Here is a 22,993-nt window from a genome sequence, read left to right on the forward strand (position 1 = left end):
GAGGAGACATGGAGGAGACAGGTGCAACTATAGCGAAACAGTTTCCGCAACGCAACATTTCCGTAGAGAAAATAAGGATTTTCCCTCGAAGACCTGCTCTAATCCGCCTTCTCTTCTGACCCTATCAGATTTTTCCGGTCGAGCACGTCGGCCAGCGTGTCCCGCAGCAGCGCGATCGGCCGCATCAGGCGGCCCGGCAGCGCGCCGTGCACGAGCCAGATGTTGATCCGCGTCTCGAGCCCCGACGTCTGCACGACCCGCAGCGCGTCCCGATGCGCACTCCGCGCGAGCGCGGCCGGCGACGCGATGCCGATCCCGGTGCCGCGCGCGACGAGTGACAGTTGCAAATCCGAGCCGAACGCCTCGACCGCCACGTCGAACGGCAGCCCGGCCGCGCCGAGCGCGCGGCTCAGCGCCGAACGCATCCCGCAGCCGTCCTGGCTCAGCACCCACGGAAAACGCGACAGCGCGTCGAGCGTCAGCGGCCCTTCCGGCAGCGGAAAGTTGCGCGCGGCGACGAGCACGGCCGGCTGCATGCCGAGCAGCGTCTTCGTCAGCGCGTCCGGCAGCGTCGCGCTGGCCGGCATCATCACCGTGGCCGCATCGAGCGCGCCCTGCTCGACGCTCTGCAACAGCGCCGGCGACCAGCCGGCCGTCACCCGCAGCGTCAGCCGTGGAAATGCGTCGCGCAGCCGGTCGATCGGCCCCTCGAGCGCCAGCTCCGACAGGAACGGCGGCACGCCGATGCGCAGCTCGCCCGACGGCTCGCTGTCCGGCGAGCCGACCGCCAGCAGCGTGTCGACCGCGCAGAGCACGTTGCGCGCAAGCGCATAGACCTCACGCCCGGCGGCGGTCGGCTTCAGCGGCTTGCTCTGCCGCTCGAGCAGGGGCACGCCGAGCAGCGTTTCGAGGTTCTGCACGCGCCGCGTGAGGCCCGGCTGCGTCAGATGGAGCTTCGCCGCCGCGGCCACCATCGAGCCGCTGTCGACCACCGCGACGAATGCCTGTAGATCGCGCGTATTCAAAACAAACTCGCATAATCATGATAGACATATTTCAATTGTCGCATAAACATCAACCGCCTACGATGGGCACTTTCCACCTTCCCTCCGGCTGACCATGACCTGCCCTGCCGACCTCTGCCCCGCCACCGCGCCCCCGTCCGGCGGCACGACACCCGCGTTGAGCGCGGGCATGACGCTGTTCTTCGCCGCGACGGTCGGCGTGATCGTCGTCGACCTGTTCGCCGCGCAGCCGCTGACGGGCCCGATCAGCGCCGACCTGCACCTGCCGCCGGGCCTCGCCGGCCTCGTCGCGATGCTGCCGCAGCTAGGCTATGCGATCGGGCTGGTGCTGCTCGTGCCGCTCGTCGACCTGCTGGAAAACCGCCGCCTGATCGTGACGACGCTCGCCGTCTGCGCGGCAATGCTCACGCTGCCGGCCATTACGCGCTCGGGCACGGTATTCCTGCTCGCGACGCTGGTCGCCGGCGCCGCGTCGAGCGTGATCCAGATGCTGGTGCCGATGGCCGCGTCGATGGCGCCCGATGCGCAGCGCGGCCGCGCGGTCGGCAACGTGATGAGCGGCCTGATGCTCGGCATCCTGCTGTCGCGGCCGCTCGCGAGCCTGATCGCCGGCTCGGCCGGCTGGCGTGCGTTCTACGGCGTCGCGGCGGCCGCGAACGCAGCGATCGCCGTGGTGCTCGCGTTCCGGCTGCCCATGCGACGGCCACACGCGACGGCCGGCTACCGCGCGCTGCTCGCATCGATGGGACGCCTGCTGGCCGACGAGCCGCTGCTGCGGCGGCACGCGCTGTCCGCCGCGCTCGGGATGGCCGCGTTCAGCGGGTTCTGGACCGCGATCGGGCTGCGGCTCGCCCAGCCGCCGTTCGCGTTCGGGCTGCACGGGATCGCGCTGTTCGCATTCGCCGGCGCGAGCGGAGCGATCGTCACGCCGCTCGCGGGCTGGGCCGGCGACCGCGGCCACGGCCCGGCCGCGTTGCGGATCGCGCATGCGACGATGCTCGTCGCGCTCGTCGCGATCGGCGTCGCAGCCGCAGGCTGGGGCGGCTTCGATGCGCACGCGCATCGCGGTGCCGCGCTCGCGCTGCTGGTCGCCGGCGCGGCGCTGCTCGACGCGGGCGTCATCACCGACCAGACGCTCGGCCGACGCGCGATCAATCTGCTGAATCCCGCTGCGCGCGGCCGGCTGAACGGCCTGTTCGTCGGCCTCTTCTTCGTCGGCGGCGCGTCCGGCGCGGCGCTCGCGGGCAGCGCATGGGCGTGGGCCGGCTGGCACGGCGTGTGCTGCGTCGCGCTCGCGTTCACCAGCGCAGCCGGCCTGTTCGGCCTGGTCTCGGGCCGACATGCCAGCACCGTGGCCGTGCCGGAACCGCGCCCGTGAAAGACGAACGCCCCGCCCTCTCGCGAGGACGGGGCGTCCGGGCCGGCGCACGCCAACGACAGGCGTGCGGACCGAAGCCGGTCAGTGACGAACCAGCGCCATCATCGCGCCGAAGCCGACGAACAGGCCGCCCGTCAGCCGGTTGAACGCCTTCGCGACGTTCTGGCTCTTCAGCGTCGCGCCGATGCGCGTGCCGAACGACGCATAGACGAGATACCAGCTCACTTCGATCACGGCGAACGTGACGACCAGGACGCCGAACTGCGGCAGCGTCGGCTCGGCCGCGTTGATGAACTGCGGCAGCAGCGCGGCCGCGAACAGGATCGCCTTCGGATTGCTGCCCGCGACGAGGAAGCCGTTGCGAAACAGCGCCCAGCGCGACGCCGCCACGGCCTGGCGCGGCACCGATTCGACGTCGGCGGCCGGCGCGTCGTCGACCCGCGCGCGCCACGCCTTCACGCCAAGGTAGATCAGATACGCGGCACCGGCGAAGCGCAGCGCGTTGAACATCGCCGGCCACGCCTCGAGGAACACGCCGAGCCCGGCCGCCGACACCGACAGCATCAGCACCAGCGCGGTCAGGCAGCCGGCCATCGTCGACGACGAACGCCGCAGCCCGTGGCGGGCGCCGTGCGTCATCACGAGCAGCATGTTCGGGCCCGGAATCGCCGACACGACGAACACCGTCGCCACGAAAAGCCACCATGTGTGCAAATTCATCACGGCCTCTGCCTGAAGGAAAACGAAAGGACGATTATGCCGCGTGCGGTGCGGGTTTGTCCCGCAGCGTCAACGTCAGCGGCCCGCGCGGCGCGACGCCACTTCGCCGAGCACCGCGAAATCCAGCTCGCCGCCGCCGTGCGCGAGCGCGTCGAGCAGGTTGTCGCGCACGAGGCTCGCGACCGGCAGCGGCACCGACACCGCGTCGCCGGCCTCGAGCGCGAGCCGCACGTCCTTCAGTCCGAGGCGCGCCTTGAAGCGCGCCGGCTCGTAGCGCCGTTCGGCGATCATGCCGCCATAGCCTTCGTACACGGGCCCCGGAAACACGCTGCTCGTGATCACGTCGAGGAAATCGCGCATCGCGACGCCATGCCCCGCGAGCAGCGCCGACGCTTCGCCGAGCGTCTCGATCGCCGACGCGAGCGTGAAATTCGCGGCGAGCTTCGCGACGTTCGCGTGCTGCGGTAGCGAGCCGAAGCGCCAGGTTTTCTGGCCGATCGCGTCGAACACCGGCTGCATCCGCTCGATCGCTTCCGCCGGGCCGGCCGCCATGATCGTCAGCCGCGCGGCCGCCGCGACGTCCGGCCGCCCCATCACCGGCGCGGCGACGTAGTGAAGACCGCGCTCCGCGTGCGCGTGGGCGAGCGATTCGGCGAGCGCGACCGAGATCGTCGCCATGTTCACATGAATCAGCCCGCGGGGCGCCTGCGCGAGCAACGTGTCGTCGAAGACCGCGCGCGCGGCCGCGTCGTCCGCGAGCATCGAGAACACGGCATCGCCGTGGAACGCGTCGGCAGGCGTGTCGACGACCTGCGCACCGAGGTCGGCGAGCGGCGCGGCCCGCTCGCGCGACCGGTTCCAGACCCGCACCCCGTGCCCCGCCTTCAGCAGGTTCGCCGCGATCGCCAGCCCCATTTCGCCCAGCCCGATAAATCCGAGATCCATCGCTCGCTCCTTCGACAAGTGAAGCCCGGAGTTAAACACAGTTGTGCGCAACTTGCAGGCACGGCGGCCACGCACGATGCGATACTGCGCGAATGGCGACCGCGACCTTCCGTTTCCACGGCGAACTGAACGCGTTCCTTGCGCGCACGCAGCGCGACCGCGCGATTGCCCGCGCGTGCGCGCCCGAGGCGAGCGTCAAGCACATGGTCGAGGCGCTCGGCGTCCCGCATACGGAAGTCGGGCACTTGCGCATCAATGGCCTGCCGGCGCCGCTCGACCGGCGGCTCGCGGAAGGCGACAGCGTCGATATCTACCCGGAACGCGCGCGGCCGCTGCCGGACGGCGCGCAAGCGCCGGCGCACCCGGAATGGCGCTTCGTCGCCGACGCTCACCTCGGCGGCCTCGCGCAACTGCTGCGCCTCGCCGGCTTCGACACCTGCTACGACAATCATTTCAGCGACGACACGATCGCCGAGCTCGCCGCGTGCGACGGCCGCGTCGTGCTCACCCGCGACCGCGAGCTGCTGAAGCGGCGCGCGGTCGCGCGCGGCTGCTACCTGCACGCGCTGCAGCCCGCCGCGCAGCTGCGCGAACTGTTCGTGCGGCTCGATCTCGCGCCGCAGATGCGGCCATTCCGCCTGTGCCTGCGCTGCAACGCGCCGCTGCATCCGCTCAGCGCGGACGACGCTGCCGCGCGGGTGCCGGCCGGCGTCCGGCAGCGCCACCGGCGCTTCGCCGCGTGCGACGTATGCCAGCGGGTGTTCTGGGAAGGCTCGCACTGGCGCCGCATGCGCATGGTCGTCGACGCGATGCGCGCGGTGTCGCCCGGCGCCTGAAAAAACAAAACCCCGCGTGCCGGAACATGCGGGGTTGCGACTGCCGGCCGGATGACCGGCCCGGGAGGCGACTCAGTTCTGCGTGCCCGAGTCGTTCGTGCCGCCGGCGGATGCTGCAGCGGCCTTCGCCTTGCCCTTCACCGAGCCGTGTTGCTTCAGCTGGTGCTTCGGCTTGGTGTGATCTTTCTTCATCGGCGCCGATGCGGCGGCCGGTGCTTCGGCGGCCGGCGCCGAAGCCTGTGCGAATGCCGAAACCGATGCGAGTGCGAATGCTGCGGTCATGATCGAAGCGAGCGTCTTCTTCATCGTTCTTCCTTAAACAGGGAAAAAATCAAATGTATCGGTATGAAAAGATGCGAGGCATCCGCATCGGAGCGCCAGCTGCGCCGGAGGTTCCGGTCGCCGCCGGGCTGGTCGGCTTGCGCGTTCCGGCCCTGACGAATACTGACCCACTGGCTCCATAACGCACCGTGTTTGCAGTGAGTTGACAGGCGGCCCGTGGCATCCGGGCTTTCCCTGACGCGCCGGCGCCGTCGGACCGGACCGGCCATGATCGGCGTCACGGCATGCGTGCGCGCCACCCGACAAGCGCGCTCGCGCGCCGTCGCGGCGACGCTATACTGGCTTCCATCCGTCCCTTTCCCCGGAAACCGGATCGCGATCGGTCGAGGTGCCTGCCGCACGGTGCCGCGCCGCTGACGCGCTGCCGGCACGAGACATCCCAAATTGCCTGATCACAATCTGGACAGGTTGAAAATCGACCGGCGGCCGGCCGCGACCGTCCCGCAGCGGCGCCCGTGGCTCCGCTACGCGGTCATTGCCGCGCTCGCCGCTGCGGCGATCGGTGCGGGCATCGCGCTGACCGGCCGACCGGCGGTCGAGACGACCACCGTGACCACCGCCTACCCGTTCCAGAACGACACGATGCTCAACGCGACCGGCTATGTGGTGCCGCAGCGCAAGGCCGCGGTCGCGTCGAAGGCGCAGGGCCGCGTCGAATGGCTCGGCGTGCTCGAAGGCACGCGCGTGAAGGAGGGCGAGGTGATCGCGCGGCTCGAGAGCCGCGACGTCGCGGCCGCGCTCGGGCAGGCGCTGGCGCAGGTCAAGGTCGCGCAGGCCAACCTGGCGCTGCAGCAGGCCGAGCTGAAGGACGCCGAAATCGCGTTCCACCGCACCGAAATCCTCGCACCGAAGGGCGCGGTGCCCGTCGCGCAGTACGACACCGATCTCGCGCGCGTCAACAAGGCGCGGGCGTCCGTCAACAGCAACCGCGCCGCGATCGCGTCGGCCGAGGCCAACGCACAGGCCGCGCAGGTCGCGGTCGACCAGACCGCGATCCGCGCGCCGTTCGACGGCGTCGTGCTCGAAAAGCACGCGAACGTCGGCGACAACATCACGCCATTCTCGTCCGCGTCGGACAGCAAGGGTGCGGTCGTGACGATCGCCGACATGGACACGCTCGAGGTCGAGGCGGATGTCGCGGAATCGAACATCGCGCGGATCCGCGTCGACCAGCCGTGCGAAATCCTGCTCGATGCGCTGCCGGACCAGCGCTTCGCCGGCCGCGTGTCGCGCATCGTGCCGACGGTGGACCGCTCGAAGGCGACCGTGCTGGTCAAGGTGCGCTTCGTCGATCGTGACGAGCGCGTGCTGCCGGACATGAGCGCGAAGATCGCGTTCCTGTCGAAGCCCGTGTCGGCGCAGGACAAGCAGCCCGTGACGGCGGTGCAGGCGGGCGCGGTCGCCGAGCGCGACGGCCGCCAGGTGGTGTTCGTCGTGAAGGACGACGCCGTGCGCGAGACGGCCGTGACGACCGGCGCGCGGATCGGCGAACTCGTCGCGATCCGCGGCGTGCGGGCGGGCGACACGCTCGTGCTGGCGCCGGGCGCGAAGCTCAAGGACGGCGCGAAGGTGACCGTCGCGAAGAAATAGCGTGAACGCGTCACCCCCTGCGATGCCCTCCCTGCCCGCCCCGATCGTCGAGATCAGCCACGTCGCGAAATCGTACCGGCGCGGCGTGCAGACCGTGCCGGTGCTGACCGACATCACGCTCGACATCGGCGAAGGCGATTTCGTCGCGCTGATGGGGCCGTCGGGCTCCGGCAAGAGCACGCTGCTCAACCTGGTGGCCGGCATCGACCGGCCGGACAGCGGCGAGCTGCGCGTGGGCGGCCTCGACATCACGCGGCTGGCGGAAGCGGCGCTGGCCGACTGGCGCGCCGCCAACGTCGGCTTCATCTTCCAGTTCTACAACCTGATGCCGGTGCTCACCGCGTTCGAGAACGTCGAGCTGCCGCTGATGCTCACGCACCTGCCGCGCCGGGAGCGGCGCGAGCGCGTCGAGCTGGTGCTGGACATGGTGAACCTCGCGAACCGGATGGACCATTACCCGTCCGAGCTGTCCGGCGGCCAGCAGCAGCGCGTCGCGATCGCGCGCGCGCTGATCACCGACCCGGCGCTGATCGTCGCCGACGAACCGACCGGCGACCTCGACCGCGCGTCCGCCGGCGAGGTGCTGGCGCTGATGCAGCGCCTGAACGCCGAGCTCGGCAAGACCATCATCATGGTGACCCACGACGCGCATGCGGCTGGCGCGGCAAAGGCGCTCGTGCATCTGGAAAAAGGGGAGCTGATCAATGGGCAGGCCGGCTGAACGCGCTCGCGGAGCCGCGCGATGTACGCGCTGAAGCTGATCGTGCGCAACGCGCTGCGGCACAAGCTGCGCACGCTGCTGACCGTGCTCGGCCTGACCGTCGCGGTGCTGGCGTACGGCCTGCTGCACACCGTGGTCGACGCGTGGTACGCGGGCGCCGCCGCGGCGTCCAATGCGCGGCTCGTCACGCGCAACGCGATCTCGCTCGTGTTTCCGCTGCCGGTGAGCTACGAGAACCGGATCCGCGGCGTCGACGGCGTGACGATCGTCGCCCGCTCGAACTGGTTCGGCGGCATCTACCGGGAGCCGAAGAACTTCTTCGCGCAGTTCGCCGTGTCGGACAACTATCTCGACCTGTATCCCGAGTTCATCCTGCCCGCGCAGCAGCGCGCCGACTACCAGCGCGACCGCAAGGGCTGCCTGATCGGCCGGCAGCTCGCGAACCAGTTCGGCTTCAAGGTCGGCGACGTGATCCCGATCAAGGGCACGATCTACCCCGGCACCTGGGAATTCGTCGTGCGCGGCATCCTGGACGGACGGGACGAATCGACGATCACGCGGCAGCTGATCTTCCACTGGGACTATCTGAACGAGCGGGTGCGCAAGACGACGCCGCGGCAGGCCGACCAGGTCGGCGTGTACGTGTTCGGGATCGCGAACCCGGACGACGCCGCCGCGATCTCCCGCAACGTCGACGCCGTGTTCAAGAACTCGCTTGCCGAGACCCTCACCGAAACCGAGCAGGCGTTCCAGCTCGGCTTCGTCGCGATGTCGAACCAGATCATCGCGGCGATCCGCGTGGTGTCCTACGTGGTGATCGTGATCATCATGGCCGTGATGGCCAATGCGATGGCGATGAGCGCGCGCGAGCGCACGACCGAATACGCGACCCTCAAGGCGCTCGGCTTCCGCCCCGGCTTCCTCGCGCTGCTCGTGTTCGGCGAATCGCTCGTGATCGCCGCGATCGGCGGCAGCCTCGGCATGCTCGCGATGCCGCCGGCGGCGGACCTGTTCAAGCGGGCGACCGGCGGCGTGTTCCCCGTGTTCAACGTGTCCGCGCAGACGATCGCGCTGCAGGCCGCCTGCTCGCTCGCGGTTGGCGTCGCGGCCGCGCTCGTGCCGGCGTGGCACGCGGCGCGGGTGCGCGTCGTCGAAGGCCTGCGGGCGATCGGCTAGGCGCCGCGATGGCCATTCCGCTCGCCTACATCGCGCGCAACCTGTGGGCCCGCCGGCTCACCACGGTGCTCACCGCGGGCGGGATGGCGCTCGTCGTGTTCGTGTTCGCGACCGTGCTGATGCTCGACGCGGGCCTCACGAAGACGCTCGTGTCGACCGGCGAGCCGGACAACGTCGTGGTGATCCGCAAGGGTGCGGAAACCGAGGTGCAGAGCGCGATCGACCACAGGCAGGCCAACGCCATCGAGACGCATCCGTCGGTCGCGCTCGGCTCCGACGGCCGGCCGCTGGCGTCGAAGGAGGCGGTGGTGCTGATCTCGCTCGTGAAGACCGCGACCGGCAAGCCGTCGAACGTCGTGATCCGCGGCGTGTCGCCGGCGGGCGTCGGGCTGCGCCCGCGCGTGCGGCTCACGGCCGGGCGCATGTTCAACGCAGGGTCGTCCGAGATCGTCGTCGGCAGCGCGATCGCGAAAGGCTTCAGCAGCACGCAGATCGGCGACCGGCTGCGCTTCGCGCAGCGCGACTGGACCGTCGTCGGCCACTTCGACGCCGGCGGCAGCGGCTTCGATTCCGAGATCTGGGGCGACGTCGACCAGCTGATGCAGTCGTTCCGGCGCACCAGCTATTCGTCGATGATCGTGCGCATCGCGCAGCCCGACGAGTTCGCGCGCTTCAAGGCGGACATCGACGTCGATCCGCGGCTCGCCGACGAGGCCAAGCGCGAGCAGGCGTTCTACGGCGACCAGTCGCGCGCGCTGTCGACCTTCATCAACATCCTCGGCATCACGCTGTCGTCGATCTTTTCGATCGCGGCGATGATCGGCGCGATGATCACGATGTACGCGTCGGTGGCCAACCGGGTCGCGGAAATCGGCACGCTGCGCGCGCTTGGCTTCAAGCGCGCGAACGTGCTCGCTGCGTTCCTGCTCGAGGCGCTGCTGCTCGGCCTCGTCGGCGGCGTCGCCGGGCTCGGCTGCGCGGCGCTGATGCAGTTCGCGTCGTTCTCGACCACCAATTTCCAGACTTTCTCGGACCTGTCGTTCCGCTTCGTGCTCACGCCGGCCATCGTCGTGAAGACGCTGCTGTTCTCGCTGACGATGGGGCTGATCGGCGGCTTCCTGCCGGCGCTGCGCGCCGCACGGATGAATATCGTCGACGCGCTGCGGGCGCGCTGAGGCCGCCTGCCGCCTGCCGCCCGCCGTCAGGCCGGCGCGAGCCGGGCGAGCGCAAGCGCGGCATCGAGCGCGACGTGCCCTTCGAACGCCGTCGAGGCCGGCAGCGCTCGCTCGTCCTCGATCGCGTGTGCAAATTGCACGCCGGGATCATCGCCAAGCCGTGCGCGCAGCGCGGCGATGCGCGGGAATGCGGCGCTGTCGAACACCTGGTGATAATCGGCCCAGCGGGCCAGGCCGGCGAAATACGCGTCGGCGAGCGTGCGCTGCCGGCCGAGCAGCCACGGGCCGTCACCGAGCATCGCTTCGAGCTGCCGGTGCGCCTTCATCACGCGGCTGCGGCCGAACGCCTGCAGCACCTCCTTCTCCGCGCCTGCGCAGCCGTGCTCGTACACGTGCCAAAGCGCGCCGAACGCGCTGAAGAACGTGGTGTTGAGATACGCGAGCATCCGGTTCAGCCGGTCGAAGTCATGTGTGCCCTGCCGGAACGCGAGACCGGTGCCGGCCGCGTCCGCGCTGATATGGCCGAGGATCGCGATGCTCTCGGTGAGCACGTTGCCGGCCTCGGTGATGAACGCCGGCGTCTCGGCGACCGGGTTGAGCGTCAGAAACGCGTCGCTCGTGACGAGGCCGGGCATCGTGATGCGCGAGAGCCGGTACGGACGGCCAGCCCACTCGAGCGCGACGATCGAGCCGAACGAGCAGCCGGCGGGAACGCCGTAGAAAAGGATCGGAGACATCGGACATATCCAGGTGATTGAAGGAGCTCGAATGCTCGCATTTCGAACGATGCTTCTGTAGCCGGTAAAATCGAAACCCGTCGTTTCTCCTTGTGGACGCTGACCGGTGAATCTGAACGATCTCTATCTCTTCGTGCAGGCGGTCGAAGCCGGCAGCATGTCCGCGGCCGCCCGCCTGCTCGACTTGCCCAAATCGACGGTGAGCAAGCGGGTCGCCGAGCTCGAGCGCACACTCGGCGCGCGGCTCGTGCACCGCACGTCGCGCAGCTTTCGGCTGACGCCGGTCGGCGCCGACTTCTTCATCCATGCCCGCGCGGCGGTGATCGAGGCGGAAAGCGCGCGGGACGCGGTGCTGCGGCAGGCCGCCGAGCCGCGCGGCGTCGTCCGCATCACGAGCTCGGTGCCCGTCGCGCAGCATTTCCTCGCGCCCTGCCTGCCGGCGTTCGCCGCCGCCCATCCGAAGCTGCAGCTCCAGATCCATGCGGGCGACCGGCTGGTGGATCTCGCGCAGGAAGGCTTCGACATCGCGGTGCGCAGCCATTTCGCGCCGCTGCCCGACTCCGCGCTGGTGCAGCGCCCGCTCGCGGTTTCGCCGATCATCCTCGTCGCATCGCCGGCCTATCTTGCCCGGTGCGGCGAACCTGCCGAGCCGGCCGGACTCGCGCAGCACGACGGCCTGTATCCGAACCTGCAATCCGCCCCGTGGCGCGTCAGCCGCGGCACCGACAGCGTCGAGATCGCGCCGCGCCCCCGCCTGCACGCAGACGAATCGACGGTACTGCTGCAGGCGGCCGTCGCCGGCCTCGGCATCGCGTGCCTGCCGGACTGGATCGCCGGCGACGCGCTGCGAACGGGCGCGCTCGTGCACGTGTTGCCCGCATGGCACGCCGGCCAGGTGACCACGACACTGCTGATGCCGCACCGCCGCGGCCAGTTGCCCGCCGTGCGCGCCGTGGTCGATTTCCTCGTGCAGCACGTGGCCGGGCCGCGCGCCGCGACGCCGGAACCGGCGTAGCGGCGCGCGCCGAACAGCGATTCAAAATTTGCATCGATCAAGTCATGAATTGGCATGAAAGCGGAATATTCGCCATGCAAGAATGCCCCTGACGCTCTCGATCGTCGCGCGTCGCGGCGACGCTAGAGGCGTCCGGCCGACGCGCGGGCGGCGGGCATCCGCCTGATCCGCGCCGCCGGCCGGCAGTACCGACACGAGATCGAGCGCGCCCGACGCGCCGGCCGCACCGCGGCCCCTTCCGTTTTCGGAGGAGACATCATGAATCCGCTTCACGCGTTGCCGGCGTCCGCGTCGGCGACGGCCGTGCGCACCCGCGTGCGCTGGGTCGTGCTGGCCGCGCTGTTCGCGGTCACGACGATCAACTACGCGGACCGCGCCGCGATCTCGATCGCGGGCCCGAGCCTCGCCCGCGCGCTGCACCTGAACCATGTGCAGATCGGCTTCATCTTTTCCGCGTTCGGCTGGTCGTACGTCGTCGCGCAGCTGCCGGGCGGATGGCTGCTCGATCGCTACGGGTCGCGCATCGTCTACGCGTTCAGCATCTTCTTCTGGTCGCTGTTTACGCTGCTGCAGGGCGCGATCGGCTTCTTCGGCGGCGGCGCCGCGTTCGCGCTGCTGTTCGCGCTGCGCTTTTGCGTCGGCGCGGCCGAGGCGCCGTCGTTCCCGGCCAACAGCCGGATCGTTTCAGCGTGGTTCCCTGCGCCCGAGCGCGGCACTGCGTCGGCGATCTTCAACGCGGCGCAATATGCGGCGACCGTCGTGTTCGCGCCGCTGATGGGCTGGCTCGTGCACGCGTTCGGCTGGCAGTCGGTGTTCGCGGTGATGGGCGTGCTCGGCTTCGCGTTCGTCGCGGTATGGAACCGCACCGTGTACGACCCGAAGGACCACCCGCGCATCAACCGCGCCGAACTCGACTATCTCGCCGACGGCGGCGCGCTCGTCAACATCGACCAGGCGACCGGCCAGCGCGACGGCGGCCCGCAGCTGCGCCACGTGAAGGCGCTGCTGAAGAGCCGGATGCTGATCGGCGTCTATGTCGCGCAGTACTGCATCAACGCGCTGACCTACTTCTTCATCACGTGGTTTCCCGTCTACCTCGTGCAGGCGCGCGGGATGTCGATCCTCAACGCCGGGCTCGTCGCGTCGATCCCGGCCGTGTGCGGGTTTCTCGGCGGCATCCTCGGCGGCGTCGTGTCCGATGCGCTGCTGAAGCGCGGCCTGTCGCTGTCGGTCGCGCGCAAGGTGCCGATCGTCATCGGCATGCTGCTGTCGATGTCGATGGTGGTCTGCAACTACACCGAATCGCATGTGCTCGTCGTGCTGTTCATGGCGCTGTCGTTCTTCGGCAAGGGGCTCGGCGCGCTCGGCTGGGCCGTCAATGCCGACACCGCGCCGCGCCAGATCGCCGGCCTGAGCGGCGCGCTGCTCAACACCTGCGGCAACCTGTCGAGCATCACGACGCCGATCGCGATCGGCTACATCGTCGATCGCAGCGGCTCGTTCAACGGCGCGCTCGTCTATGTCGTCGCGCACGCGCTCGTCGCGGTGATCTGTTACGTGTTCGTCGTCGGCGAGATCCGCCGCGTCGAGCTGGAATGAACGATGCGGGCTCGCGCCGGCACGCCCGGCCGCCCGCGCCAAACAGCACAAGCAGCACAAGCAGCACAAACAGCACAAACAGCAATCAGGAGCGAAGCGATGTCCGACCCCCGCAGCGCCGGCCCGACGCCGGGCACCCCGCTGGTGATGCGCATGCAGGTGATCCCCGTCGCCGGGCGCGACAGCATGCTGCTCAACCTGTGCGGCGCGCATGCGCCGTTCTTCACCCGCAACCTCGTGATCCTCGCCGACAGCAGCGGGCGCACCGGCGTCGGCGAAGTGCCGGGCGGCGAAGGGATCAGGCAGGCGCTCGAGCGCATGACCGGTCTCGTGGTCGGCCAGCCGATCGGGCGCTATCAGGCGACGCTCAATGCCGTGCGCGCGGCATTGTCCGGCACCGGTGCGGCGGCCGGCCGCGCGATCCGGCACGAGGTGACATCGGCCGGCGAAGCCGCCGTGCTGCGGCAGCCGCACGAGATCAACCTGCGGCTCGACAACGTGATCACCGCGATCGAGGCCGCGCTGCTCGACCTGCTCGGCCAGTACCTCGACGTGCCGGTCGCGGCGCTGCTCGGCGAAGGCCAGCAGCGCGACGCGGTGCCGATGCTCGCGTACCTGTTCTATACCGGCGACCGGCGCCGCACCGACCTGCCGTATCGCGACGAAACCGGCGCGCGTGATGCGTGGTTCCGGCTGCGCAACGAGGAGGCGCTGACGCCCGTGGCGATCGCGCGGCAGGCGGAGGCGGCGGTCGAACGCTACGGATTCGCCGATTTCAAGCTGAAGGGCGGCGTGATGGCGGGCGCCGACGAGATGGAGGCGATTGCCGCGATCAAGGCCCGTTTTCCCGATTCACGCGTGACGCTCGACCCGAACGGCGCGTGGTCGCTCGACGAGGCGGTCGCGCTGTGCCGCGGGCAAGGCCACCTGCTCGCGTACGCGGAAGACCCGTGCGGGCCGGAGGCCGGTTATTCGGGACGCGAGGTGATGGCCGAATTCCGCCGCGCGACCGGGATCAGGACCGCAACCAACATGATCGCGACCGACTGGCGACAAATGGATCACGCGGTGCGCCTGCAGGCAGTCGACATCCCGCTCGCCGATCCGCATTTCTGGACGATGCAGGGCTCGGTGCGGCTCGCGCAGCTGTGCCGCGACTGGGGGCTCACGTGGGGCTCGCATTCGAACAATCACTTCGACGTGTCGCTCGCGATGTTCACGCATGCGGCGGCCGCCGCACCGGGCGCGATCACCGCGATCGATACGCACTGGATCTGGCAGGAAGGCGATGCGCGGCTCACGCGCGAGCCGCTCGAGATCGTCGGCGGCAAGGTCGCGGTGCCGCAGCGGCCGGGCCTCGGGATCGAGCTCGACATGGCGCAGGTGGAAGCCGCGCATGCGCTGTACATGCAGGTCGGCGGCACCGCGCGCGACGACGCGGTTGCGATGCGGTATCTCGTGCCGGGGTGGACTTACGATCCGAAAAGGCCGAGTTTCGGGCGGGGGTGACGACTGACGGTGGCGGACGACGGGCGGCGGGCGGCGGGCGGCGGGCGGCGGGCGGCGGGCGGCGGGCGGCGGGCGGCGGGCGGCGGGCGGCGGGCAATGCCACCCACCACAGAGGTGGAACTCGGCCGGCATCGGCGCCGCGCTGACCAAGCAAAAAGGGCCCGATCTTGCGATCGAGCCCTTCGAAATCTGTTGGTGGAGCGGAGGAGGATCGAACTCCCGACCTTCGCATTGCGAACGCGACGCTCTCCCAGCTGAGCTACCGCCCCAACAGATATTGATCATACACACGCATTTGCGCGCTTGGCAATAGGTGTCGATACAGGCGTCGTTACTTCGACGGCGCCCCCGCCAGCACCCATTCGACGACCGAACGGACGTCCGCATCGCTCATGCGCGGATGCGCGGGCATCGGAATCGCGCCCCACACGCCGGAGCCCCCCTCCTTCACCTTTTTCGACAGCTTCGCCACGGCTTGCGGGTCGCCCTTGTAGCGCGCCGCGATGTCCTTGAACGACGGGCCGACCAGCTTGCGGTCGACCGCGTGGCAGCCCATGCACGCATTGCCGCGCGCGACCTTGAGGCCGTCGCCGACGTCTGCATGCGCGACCGCGCCGAACGTGCCGGCCACGAGCGCCGCGGCAACCGCGCCCTGCATCCAGTGCTTCAGCTTCATTGCGGCACCGCCTTCGGGTTGCCCGGATGCACGTTGCTCGAATTCGAGATCGGCGCGGGCGGCTGCAGCGGCGTCGACGTCACCGACGTGTCGGGCACGGCGCCGACCGTCGCATTGTCCGCCGGCGCGGCCGACGTCGCAGCGGCGCCGCTCGCGGGCGTCGCCGCCTGCAGTGCCTGCGCATCCTGCGGCTTGATGTACTGGAACACCTTCACGACCTTCTCGACGCCCGGCACCTGGCTCGCGACTTCCGCGCCGCGGTTGCCTTCGTCGACCGTCACGAGGCCCAACAGGTAGAGATTGCCGCGCTCGCAGACGACCTTGTAATTGTTCGCCGAGATGCCCTTCTCGCCGATCAGCGCGGTCTTCACGCGCCCTTCGAGGTACGAGTCGTTCGCGCGGTCCGACAGCGAGCTGGCCGGCCCGATCGCCAGCTCGTTGACGATGCCGTTCACATTGTTGATCCCGCGCACGATGGCCTCGGCGCGCTGCTTCGACGCATCGTCGGGCACCTCGCCCGTCAGCAGCACGCGGCGGTTGAACACGGTCACGTTCACGTGCGCCTGGTCCGGCAGGCCGCTGTTGATCTGCGTCGTCGCCTTGACCTGGATCTCGCGGTCTTCCGTCTGCGCGCCGAGCGTGCGGCGATCGGTCGCGATCAGCGCGCCGCCGCCGGCTGCTGCGCCCAGCACCCCGAGCACGCAGCCCTGCAGCGACACGGCGAGCCCCGCCGTCAGCGCGGCAAGCAGCGTGGTTCTGACGAGCGTCTGTTTGACGCGGCTTGGTTTCATCGACGGCTCTCCTTCATTCAATCCTCACCCAGCAGCATCGCGTCGATGCCGTCGCACAGGCAGTGGATGGTCAGCAGATGGACTTCTTGGATGCGCGCCGCGCGTTCGGCCGGCACGCTGATCGGGATGTCGGTGTCGGACAGCGCGGCCGCGAGCGCATGGCTGCTGCCGCCCATCAGCGCGACCACCGTCATTTCGCGCTCGTGCGCCTCGTCGACGGCGGCCAGAACGCGCGGCGACGCGCCGGTCGGGTCGAGCACCAGCAGGATGTCGCCGGTCTGCCCGAGCACGCGCACCTGCTGCGCGAACAGCTGCTCGGGCGCCGCCGCACCGGTCAGGCCCGCGTGGGACGCATCGGTGCCGAGCGCAATGGCGGGCAGGCCCGGCCGCTCGCGCTCGAAGCCGCCGACCAGCGACGCGGCGAGGTATTGCGCGGCGGCGGCCGACGGGCCGTCGCCGCATGCGACGATCTTGTTGCCGTTCGCCAGCGCGGCGAACATCGCGTCGACCGCGGCTGCGATCGGCAGCGACAGCGCGTCGGCGGCTTCGAGGTGAAGCGCGACACTAGCGCGGAAATGTTGCTGAATACGTTCGACTGACATCGATTCCTGACCGGGTACAACGCGTGATGGACATCGCGCGACATCATGGGTGCGGCGAGTTTACCGTACTCCGGGGCCTCGTCCGGGGGCCTGGCAAGAACTCTTTACATCTCGTCACAGCTCGCGGCGATACGTCGTCGCTATACGTCGTCGATACGAAACGCGTCGCGCAGCCACACGAGCTGCCCGGCTTCGAACGCGACCACGTCGAAGCGGCACGGCGCGCCGGCGCCGTACCGCGCCCAGAACTGCTGTGCGGCCGCGACGAGCCGCCGGCGCTTGCGCCAGCCGATGCTCGCCGCCGCACCGCCATGCCGGACGCTGCGCCGCGCGCGCACCTCGACGAAGACCAGCATGCCATCCGGCTCGCGCATCACGAGATCGAGCTCGCCGCCGCGCATCGTCACGTTCGCTGCGACGAACGCGAGCTGGCGGCGTTCGAGGAACTGCCGCGCCCGTGCCTCGAACGCCGCACCGACCGACTTGGATCGCACCGCGCCGGAAAAGTTGTCGCCACGCGCCGTTGCCTGCGCGTCCGCGCGCAGCGGATCGCGGCGGCCGCCGGGCGATCCGGACGACGCCCCGTGGCACAATGCCGACCTTGTTCCGCTTGCGCCGCGCCCGCGCGCGTTGCCCGCCATGACTTCCCTCCTTGAACTTGCGCACACGCAGCACTACCCGGCCGCCGCGCTCTACATCGTCGCAACGCCGATCGGCAACGCGGCCGACATCACGCTGCGCGCGCTCCATGTGCTCGGCCTCGCCGACCGCATCGCGGCCGAGGACACCCGCAACACCGGCCAGCTCCTCACCCGCTACGGGATCTCGAAACCGCTCATCGCCGCGCACGAGCACAACGAACGCGAAGCGGCGCTGCGCGTGATCGAGCACCTGCGCGCCGGCGAGCGCGTCGCGTACGTATCGGACGCCGGCACGCCCGGCATTTCGGACCCCGGTGCGCGGCTCGTCGACGCGGTGCGCGCGGCTGGCTTCGCGGTGATTCCGCTGCCCGGCGCGAGCGCGGCCGTCACCGCGCTCAGCGTCGCGGGCGACTGGGCCGGCACGTTCACGTTCGCAGGCTTCCTGCCGCCGAAGGCGAAGCAGCGCGCCGCCGAGCTGCAGGCGCTGGCCGCGCATCCCTATGCGCTCGTGTTCTACGAGGCGCCGCACCGGATCGTCGAGACGGTCACCGCGCTCGCCGACGCATTCGGCCCCGCGCGCCGGCTGCTGATCGCACGCGAGCTGACCAAGCTACACGAACAGCTGTTCCAGGGCACCCTGGCCGAAGGGCTGACCTGGCTCGAAGGCGACGCGAACCGGCAGCGCGGCGAGTTCGTGCTCGTCGTCGAAGGCGCGCCGGCCGACAAGGGCGCGGCCGACGACACCGCGCACGATGCGCTGCTCAAGCTGCTGCTGGAGGAAGTGCCGGTGAAGAGCGCGGCGAAACTCGCGGCCGCGCTGACGGGCGCGCCGCGCAACGCGCTGTATGCGCGCGCGCTGGCGCTGAAGGACGGTTGAGAACGCGGCGGCCGGTCTCCGGTCGGCAGCGACGGCCGCCGCCGGACCACCGGAAAGCGCCGCGCCTGAACGACAAAGGGCTGCCCGAAGGCAGCCCTTTTTGCATCTGCGGGGCGATCCGCGTCGCGTTACTTCGCCGAGTTCGACGCGACCATCTCGTCGCGCGCCTCGCGCGCTTCCTGCGGCGACAGCCCTTCGATCTTCACGCGCCCGGTGCCCGCGTGCACGAGACCGATGATCTTCGCGGCCGCGTACGACAGGTCGAGCACCCGGCCTCGCTTGTACGGCCCGCGATCGTTGACCTTCACGACAACCCACTTGCCGTTCGACGGGTTCGTCACCCTGATGTAGGACGACAGCGGCAGCGTGCGGTGCGCGGCGGTGAGCGCGTTCATGTTGAAGCGCTCGCCGTTCGCGGTGCGGCGGCCGTGGAAGCCCCGGCCGTACCACGATGCGCGGCCGTTCTGACGGAAATCGGACACGTCGGCGCCGTCGATCGGCTGCGCGTCGGCCAGCGAAGTGCTCTTCGCGTCCTTGCTGTCGGCGGCCGGCATCGATGCCAGCGCCGAATCGAAATTCATCTGCGACTTGTTGTTGTCCGCGTTCGCGGCGCCGGTCGTCTTGACCGCGTTCTTCTGGTTCGCGCTGCTGGTCGTCTGGCTGGGCGGTACGGCACAGCCCGTCAACGCGAGAAATACTGCCAAGGTTCCGAATCGGCTCGGAAATCGAAAATTCATCGACGTGTCGCCTTCTGGTTCGGGCCGCTCCTTCACAACGGTTGATACGCGGCCCGGACGGCAAATGCGTGCACGCCCCGCTCGAATGCGAGCAGGCGGCTTGCATGGGCGCGGCTATCGTACTTGCCGCAACCGTCCTGATTAGTTTTCACGTCTGGCGCAACCTGTCCCCGGCAGCCTGACCAGACCCCACATGCCGCCATCGAACATGGCTTTCACGTTCGCGCGCGTTGCAACAGCCAACGCACAGGAACGGCGGCACAGGCCTCATCCGGCGTTGCGGCAGCAAGGCCGCGGCGGGCGCGTAGCACCCGGCCGGACAAGACGTGAGCACCGAACGCTCGGTGCTGGATTCGCCGCCGGACTCCCGGCGGCCGATGCTTTGACGGTGCTCATGGCCCCCTGTCTGACGGGGCTCGAACACCAGCGAAACGCGTGAAAATCACGCGTGATGAACCGCATTATACATAAATCAAAATGTGGTCCTGCAAAACGGCCTGTCCCGGCCATTGATTCTCGCTATGGCTGTAACAATCGGGATGCTCCGGGATTGCCCGCCCATGCGCGGCGAATCCTGCGGCATGCGGACGGCAGGCCGCTCGCGCGCCCGGTACAATCGGACCTTTTAGCCGCCGGTGCTTCCATGAAAGTCACGCTCATCCCGGTCACGCCGTTCCAGCAGAACTGCTCGCTGCTCGTCTGCGAGACGACCGGCCGCGCCGCCGTCGTTGATCCCGGCGGCGATCTCGAACGGATCCAGCAGGAAGTCGCGCAGCAGAACGTGCAGATCGAGAAGGTGCTGCTGACGCACGGGCACATCGACCACTGCGCGGGCGCGAAGACGCTCGCGACGCACTACGGCGTGCCGATCGAGGGACCGCAGGAAGACGAGCGCTTCTGGATCGAGAAGCTGCCGATGCAGAGCGAGCGCTTCGGCTTTCCGGCCGCCGATGCGTTCGAGCCCGATCGCTGGCTGAACGATGGCGATACCGTGCAGTTCGGTGACGAAACGCTCGAGGTCTATCACTGCCCGGGCCACACGCCCGGCCACGTCGTGTTCTTCAGCCGCGCGCACCGGCTCGCGATCGTCGGCGACGTGCTGTTCGCCGGCTCGATCGGCCGCACCGACTTCCCGCGCGGCAACCATGCCGACCTCGTCCGTTCGATCAAGGACAAGCTCTGGCCGCTCGGCGACGACGTCACGTTCGTGCCGGGCCACGGCCCCGTGTCGACGTTCGGCGACGAGCGCCGCACGAATCCGTTCGTGTCGGACAAGGTGTTCGGATGAGCCAGACCGCGATTCCGGAGATCTACGTCAGCACCGACGTCGAGGCCGACGGCCCGATTCCGGGCCCGCACTCGATGCTGAGCTTCGCGTCCGCCGCGTACACCGAGGACAAGCAGCTGATCGCGACGTTCTCCGCGAACCTCGAGACGCTGCCGGGCGCCGCGCCGCATCCTGTCCAGGACGCGTGGTGGAAGACCCAGCCCGAAGCGTGGGCCGCGTGCCGGCTCGACCTGCAGGCGCCGGAAGCGGCGCTCGTCGCATACGTCGGCTGGGTCGAGGCGCTGCCCGGCAAGCCGGTATTCGTCGCGATGCCGGCCGGTTTCGACTTCACGTTCATGTTCTGGTACATGATGCGCTTCGCGGGCCGCTGCCCGTTCTCGTGGTCGGCGCTCGACATCAAGACGCTCGCGTTCGCGATGACGGGCCTGCCGTACCGCAAGGCGATCAAGCCGCGCTTCCCGAAGCACTGGTTCGACGACCATCCGCACACGCACGTCGCGCTCGACGACGCGATCGAACAAGGCGCGCTCTTCTGCAACATGCTCGCCGACCTGCGCGTGCAGCAGGCCGCGCTCGCCGCGCGGACGGCCTCGGCCAGCACCGCAGCCGACAATGGTGCAGACAACGGAGCAGCAGGGCAAAATCCCACGGATCCCCGCGCAAATTAGCGAATCTCGCTCAGTGACGGCGCATCGGATTGCGTTTCCTTCCTCGCACCTCTAACATTCGGAGTGTTGTATCTGCCGCATGGAGGCGCAGGTGACGCTCGATTCCTTTTCGCAAAAAATCCTTCGCCTGCTGCAGCTCGACGCGCGCCGCTCGGTCCAGGAAATCTCCGACCAGGTCGGCCTGTCCAGCACGCCGTGCTGGCGCCGCATCAAGGACATGGAGCAGTCGGGCGTGATCCAGCGCTACACCGCGCTGCTCGATCGCGAGAAGCTCGGCCTGCACGTGTGCGCGCTCGCGCACGTGCACCTCACGCGCCACAACGAAGGCGGCGTCGAGCAGTTCGAGCGCGAGATCGCGACCTGTCCGGAAGTCACCGAGTGCTACAGCACGACCGGCGAAGCCGATTACATCCTCAAGATCGTCGCGCCCGACATCAAGGCCTACGACGTGTTCCTGCACGAACGCATCTTCAAGATCCCCGCCGTGTCGCAGGTGCGCACGAGTGTCGTGCTGCGCGAAATCAAGTTCGACACGCAACTGCCGCTGTGACGCCCGCGCGGGCCATCAGACGGCCGCGCGCGCATCACGCGCGCACCGATACCGAGCGCGTGAAGCTGATGCGGCGCGCGCCGAACTGCCGCGCCAGCGCATCGACGTCGAGCCGTTCGGCGAGCGCCGCGTCGGCGTCGCTGCTCGCCTGCGGATCGGCGACAAGCGTCACGTCGATTTCGAGGCCCGTGCTCAGGTAGTGCAGGCTGATCGCGCTCGCGCGCAACCCGCGTTTTGCGAGTTCCGCCTCGAGCTGCTTCGCGATCTCGCTGCGCGGCGGCAACGCGAGCGCCGGGCGGCGCGCGGCATCGTTCTCCGGATCGACGTGGATCAGCGCGTCGAGCACGCGCCGGTCCGTCAGCACGCGCGCACGCGCGGTCTCGGCGATATAGTGCCCTTCGGAAACGGAAATCATCGGATCGACGAGGATGTGCGCGTCGACGAGCGCCGCGTCGCCCATCTTGCGCGTACGCAGGTCATGCACGTCGCGCACGCCGGGCGTCGCCGCGAGCAGCGCCCGGATCTCGGTGGTGTCGGTTTCGTCGAGCGCGCGATCCGACAGGTCCTGCAGCGCGTCATAGCCGAACGTCCAGCCCATCCGCGCGACCATGAAGCCGACGATCGCGGCCGCGATCGGGTCGAGCAGCCGGAAGCCCGAGAGACTGCCGACGATGCCGATCGCGACGACGAGCGACGACGCGGCGTCCGAACGCGCATGCCATGCATTCGCGACGAGCATCGCCGAGCGCACGCGACGCGCCTCGCGCAGCATGTAGCGGAACAGCGCTTCCTTCGATACCAGCACGGTGGCCGCGACGATCAGCGCGGCAAAATGCACGGGCGGGATGTCCTCGAGATGCACGAGGCGATCGCCGGCCCGCCACAGCATGCCGATGCCGACCGCAATCAGAATCCCGCCGAGAAACAGCGATGCAACCGTCTCGTAGCGGCTGTGTCCGTAATTGTGGTCGGCATCCGGCAATGCACCACTATGGCGATTCGCAACCAGTACGACAAAATCCGACACCAGATCGGAAATCGAATGAACACCGTCGGCAATCAATGCCTGCGAATGCGCAATAGTGCCGACAACGATCTGAAAGGTGGCCAGCACGACATTCAGTACGATACTGACCAGCGTGCTCTTGCGCGCGACGGCGTGCTTATCCGCGCTCTGCGCGTCGCCGGAAAAGGTGGACATGAAATATGAGATATCGAAGTGGATGCCGGATTCTATCAAATCTGGCCCGCCGCTTATTCCGATAACCCAAAATTTTCCATTTAAATCAATCGCTTATGCGAACAGCTCGCATTTTCATTCACACCCGGGCGTGACATTTTCGTGACGGCGCACGCACGTCCGACGCGCACCATGCAAAAAGGCCGCGCTCCGCC

24 protein-coding genes and 1 tRNA gene are annotated in these 22,993 nt (G+C 69.0%); 13 read left to right on the forward strand and 12 right to left on the reverse strand.

Annotation, left to right across the window (positions count from 1 at the left end):
* Nucleotides 1-98 precede the first annotated feature (98 nt).
* The gene (locus DID96_RS07830) at nucleotides 99-1,025 is read right to left on the reverse strand and encodes a LysR family transcriptional regulator (protein WP_124598792.1); all 927 of its coding nucleotides are present in this window, start codon (nucleotides 1,023-1,025) and stop codon (nucleotides 99-101) included.
* 94 nt (nucleotides 1,026-1,119) lie between these two features.
* Between DID96_RS07830 and DID96_RS07835 the strand changes: the two genes are divergently transcribed.
* Nucleotides 1,120-2,403: an MFS transporter gene (locus DID96_RS07835; protein ID WP_124598793.1), complete on the forward strand. Its 1,284-nt coding sequence runs from the start codon at nucleotides 1,120-1,122 to the stop codon at nucleotides 2,401-2,403.
* An 81-nt stretch (nucleotides 2,404-2,484) separates the two neighbouring features.
* Here the strand turns inward: DID96_RS07835 and DID96_RS07840 are convergent, their stop codons facing one another.
* Both DID96_RS07840 and DID96_RS07845 read right to left on the reverse strand, forming a co-directional pair.
* Nucleotides 2,485-3,123: a LysE family translocator gene (locus tag DID96_RS07840; protein ID WP_124598794.1), complete on the reverse strand. Its 639-nt coding sequence runs from the start codon at nucleotides 3,121-3,123 to the stop codon at nucleotides 2,485-2,487.
* A gap of 75 nt (nucleotides 3,124-3,198) precedes the next feature.
* The gene (locus DID96_RS07845; RefSeq protein WP_409333764.1) at nucleotides 3,199-4,086 is read right to left on the reverse strand and encodes an NAD(P)-dependent oxidoreductase; all 888 of its coding nucleotides are present in this window, start codon (nucleotides 4,084-4,086) and stop codon (nucleotides 3,199-3,201) included.
* A 74-nt stretch (nucleotides 4,087-4,160) separates the two neighbouring features.
* Here DID96_RS07845 and DID96_RS07850 point away from each other — a divergent pair, with 74 nt between their 5' ends.
* The gene (locus DID96_RS07850; RefSeq protein ID WP_124598796.1) at nucleotides 4,161-4,904 is read left to right on the forward strand and encodes a Mut7-C RNAse domain-containing protein; all 744 of its coding nucleotides are present in this window, start codon (nucleotides 4,161-4,163) and stop codon (nucleotides 4,902-4,904) included.
* 72 nt (nucleotides 4,905-4,976) lie between these two features.
* Here the strand turns inward: DID96_RS07850 and DID96_RS07855 are convergent, their stop codons facing one another.
* Entirely contained in the window at nucleotides 4,977-5,210 is a 234-nt protein-coding gene (locus tag DID96_RS07855) for a hypothetical protein (RefSeq protein ID WP_124598797.1), read from the reverse strand.
* A 420-nt stretch (nucleotides 5,211-5,630) separates the two neighbouring features.
* Here DID96_RS07855 and DID96_RS07860 point away from each other — a divergent pair, with 420 nt between their 5' ends.
* Genes DID96_RS07860 through DID96_RS07875 form a run of 4 tightly spaced genes read left to right on the forward strand, consistent with a single transcriptional unit; the run spans nucleotide 5,631 to nucleotide 9,908 of the window.
* The gene (locus DID96_RS07860; RefSeq protein ID WP_124598798.1) at nucleotides 5,631-6,836 is read left to right on the forward strand and encodes an efflux RND transporter periplasmic adaptor subunit; all 1,206 of its coding nucleotides are present in this window, start codon (nucleotides 5,631-5,633) and stop codon (nucleotides 6,834-6,836) included.
* A 22-nt stretch (nucleotides 6,837-6,858) separates the two neighbouring features.
* The gene (locus tag DID96_RS07865) at nucleotides 6,859-7,557 is read left to right on the forward strand and encodes an ABC transporter ATP-binding protein (RefSeq protein WP_124598946.1); all 699 of its coding nucleotides are present in this window, start codon (nucleotides 6,859-6,861) and stop codon (nucleotides 7,555-7,557) included.
* A 21-nt stretch (nucleotides 7,558-7,578) separates the two neighbouring features.
* Nucleotides 7,579-8,733 (forward strand): ABC transporter permease, encoded by a 1,155-nt coding sequence (locus tag DID96_RS07870; RefSeq protein ID WP_124598799.1) that lies wholly within the window; start codon nucleotides 7,579-7,581, stop codon nucleotides 8,731-8,733.
* An 8-nt stretch (nucleotides 8,734-8,741) separates the two neighbouring features.
* Complete coding sequence (locus DID96_RS07875; RefSeq protein WP_124598800.1) at nucleotides 8,742-9,908, forward strand: ABC transporter permease; 1,167 nt, start codon at nucleotides 8,742-8,744, stop codon at nucleotides 9,906-9,908.
* A 26-nt stretch (nucleotides 9,909-9,934) separates the two neighbouring features.
* Here the strand turns inward: DID96_RS07875 and DID96_RS07880 are convergent, their stop codons facing one another.
* Nucleotides 9,935-10,645, reverse strand: coding sequence for a glutathione S-transferase family protein (locus tag DID96_RS07880; protein WP_124598801.1), 711 nt, complete (start codon nucleotides 10,643-10,645; stop codon nucleotides 9,935-9,937).
* A gap of 106 nt (nucleotides 10,646-10,751) precedes the next feature.
* Between DID96_RS07880 and DID96_RS07885 the strand changes: the two genes are divergently transcribed.
* From DID96_RS07885 to DID96_RS07895, 3 genes are all read left to right on the forward strand, one after another.
* Nucleotides 10,752-11,660 carry a LysR family transcriptional regulator gene (locus tag DID96_RS07885; protein ID WP_124598802.1) on the forward strand — a complete coding sequence of 303 codons (909 nt, stop codon included), beginning with the start codon at nucleotides 10,752-10,754 and terminating at the stop codon, nucleotides 11,658-11,660.
* Between the two features lie 258 nt (nucleotides 11,661-11,918).
* Nucleotides 11,919-13,259 (forward strand): MFS transporter, encoded by a 1,341-nt coding sequence (locus DID96_RS07890; protein WP_124598803.1) that lies wholly within the window; start codon nucleotides 11,919-11,921, stop codon nucleotides 13,257-13,259.
* Nucleotides 13,260-13,358: 99 nt separating this feature from the next.
* The gene (locus tag DID96_RS07895) at nucleotides 13,359-14,768 is read left to right on the forward strand and encodes an enolase C-terminal domain-like protein (protein ID WP_124598804.1); all 1,410 of its coding nucleotides are present in this window, start codon (nucleotides 13,359-13,361) and stop codon (nucleotides 14,766-14,768) included.
* Between the two features lie 193 nt (nucleotides 14,769-14,961).
* Here the strand turns inward: DID96_RS07895 and DID96_RS07900 are convergent.
* From DID96_RS07900 to DID96_RS07920, 5 genes are all read right to left on the reverse strand, one after another.
* Nucleotides 14,962-15,037 (reverse strand) — tRNA-Ala (locus DID96_RS07900).
* A gap of 62 nt (nucleotides 15,038-15,099) precedes the next feature.
* On the reverse strand, nucleotides 15,100-15,444 hold the full coding sequence (locus DID96_RS07905; RefSeq protein WP_124598805.1) for a c-type cytochrome: 345 nt from the start codon (nucleotides 15,442-15,444) through the stop codon (nucleotides 15,100-15,102).
* On the reverse strand, nucleotides 15,441-16,235 hold the full coding sequence (locus tag DID96_RS07910) for a BON domain-containing protein (RefSeq protein ID WP_124598806.1): 795 nt from the start codon (nucleotides 16,233-16,235) through the stop codon (nucleotides 15,441-15,443). The genes DID96_RS07905 and DID96_RS07910 overlap by 4 nt, the downstream gene beginning before the upstream one ends.
* A 17-nt stretch (nucleotides 16,236-16,252) precedes the next feature.
* Nucleotides 16,253-16,837, reverse strand: a complete 585-nt coding sequence (locus DID96_RS07915; RefSeq protein WP_124598807.1) for an SIS domain-containing protein — start codon at nucleotides 16,835-16,837, stop codon at nucleotides 16,253-16,255.
* A gap of 140 nt (nucleotides 16,838-16,977) precedes the next feature.
* Nucleotides 16,978-17,430, reverse strand: a complete 453-nt coding sequence (locus DID96_RS07920; protein WP_409333766.1) for a YraN family protein — start codon at nucleotides 17,428-17,430, stop codon at nucleotides 16,978-16,980.
* A gap of 46 nt (nucleotides 17,431-17,476) precedes the next feature.
* Between DID96_RS07920 and rsmI the strand changes: the two genes are divergently transcribed.
* The gene (gene rsmI, locus DID96_RS07925) at nucleotides 17,477-18,355 is read left to right on the forward strand and encodes a 16S rRNA (cytidine(1402)-2'-O)-methyltransferase (protein ID WP_124598809.1); all 879 of its coding nucleotides are present in this window, start codon (nucleotides 17,477-17,479) and stop codon (nucleotides 18,353-18,355) included.
* Between the two features lie 128 nt (nucleotides 18,356-18,483).
* Here the strand turns inward: rsmI and DID96_RS07930 are convergent, their stop codons facing one another.
* A complete protein-coding gene (locus DID96_RS07930) occupies nucleotides 18,484-19,092 on the reverse strand; it encodes a septal ring lytic transglycosylase RlpA family protein (RefSeq protein ID WP_124598810.1) in 609 nt (202 codons plus the stop codon).
* Nucleotides 19,093-19,735: 643 nt separating this feature from the next.
* Between DID96_RS07930 and DID96_RS07940 the strand changes: the two genes are divergently transcribed.
* The 3 genes from DID96_RS07940 (at nucleotide 19,736) to DID96_RS07950 (ending at nucleotide 21,598) form a co-directional block, all read left to right on the forward strand.
* Nucleotides 19,736-20,380, forward strand: coding sequence for an MBL fold metallo-hydrolase (locus DID96_RS07940; RefSeq protein ID WP_124598811.1), 645 nt, complete (start codon nucleotides 19,736-19,738; stop codon nucleotides 20,378-20,380).
* The gene (locus tag DID96_RS07945; RefSeq protein ID WP_124598812.1) at nucleotides 20,377-21,048 is read left to right on the forward strand and encodes an exonuclease; all 672 of its coding nucleotides are present in this window, start codon (nucleotides 20,377-20,379) and stop codon (nucleotides 21,046-21,048) included. The genes DID96_RS07940 and DID96_RS07945 overlap by 4 nt, the downstream gene beginning before the upstream one ends.
* 79 nt (nucleotides 21,049-21,127) lie before the next feature.
* Nucleotides 21,128-21,598 (forward strand): Lrp/AsnC family transcriptional regulator, encoded by a 471-nt coding sequence (locus tag DID96_RS07950; RefSeq protein ID WP_006477376.1) that lies wholly within the window; start codon nucleotides 21,128-21,130, stop codon nucleotides 21,596-21,598.
* 34 nt (nucleotides 21,599-21,632) lie between these two features.
* On the opposite strand, the gene DID96_RS07955 is transcribed toward DID96_RS07950, so the two are convergent.
* Nucleotides 21,633-22,799 carry a cation diffusion facilitator family transporter gene (locus DID96_RS07955; RefSeq protein ID WP_124598813.1) on the reverse strand — a complete coding sequence of 389 codons (1,167 nt, stop codon included), beginning with the start codon at nucleotides 22,797-22,799 and terminating at the stop codon, nucleotides 21,633-21,635.
* Nucleotides 22,800-22,993: the final 194 nt, after the last annotated feature.

The sequence above is a fragment of the Burkholderia sp. Bp8963 genome (assembly GCF_003854275.1).
GTDB lineage: Bacteria > Pseudomonadota > Gammaproteobacteria > Burkholderiales > Burkholderiaceae > Burkholderia.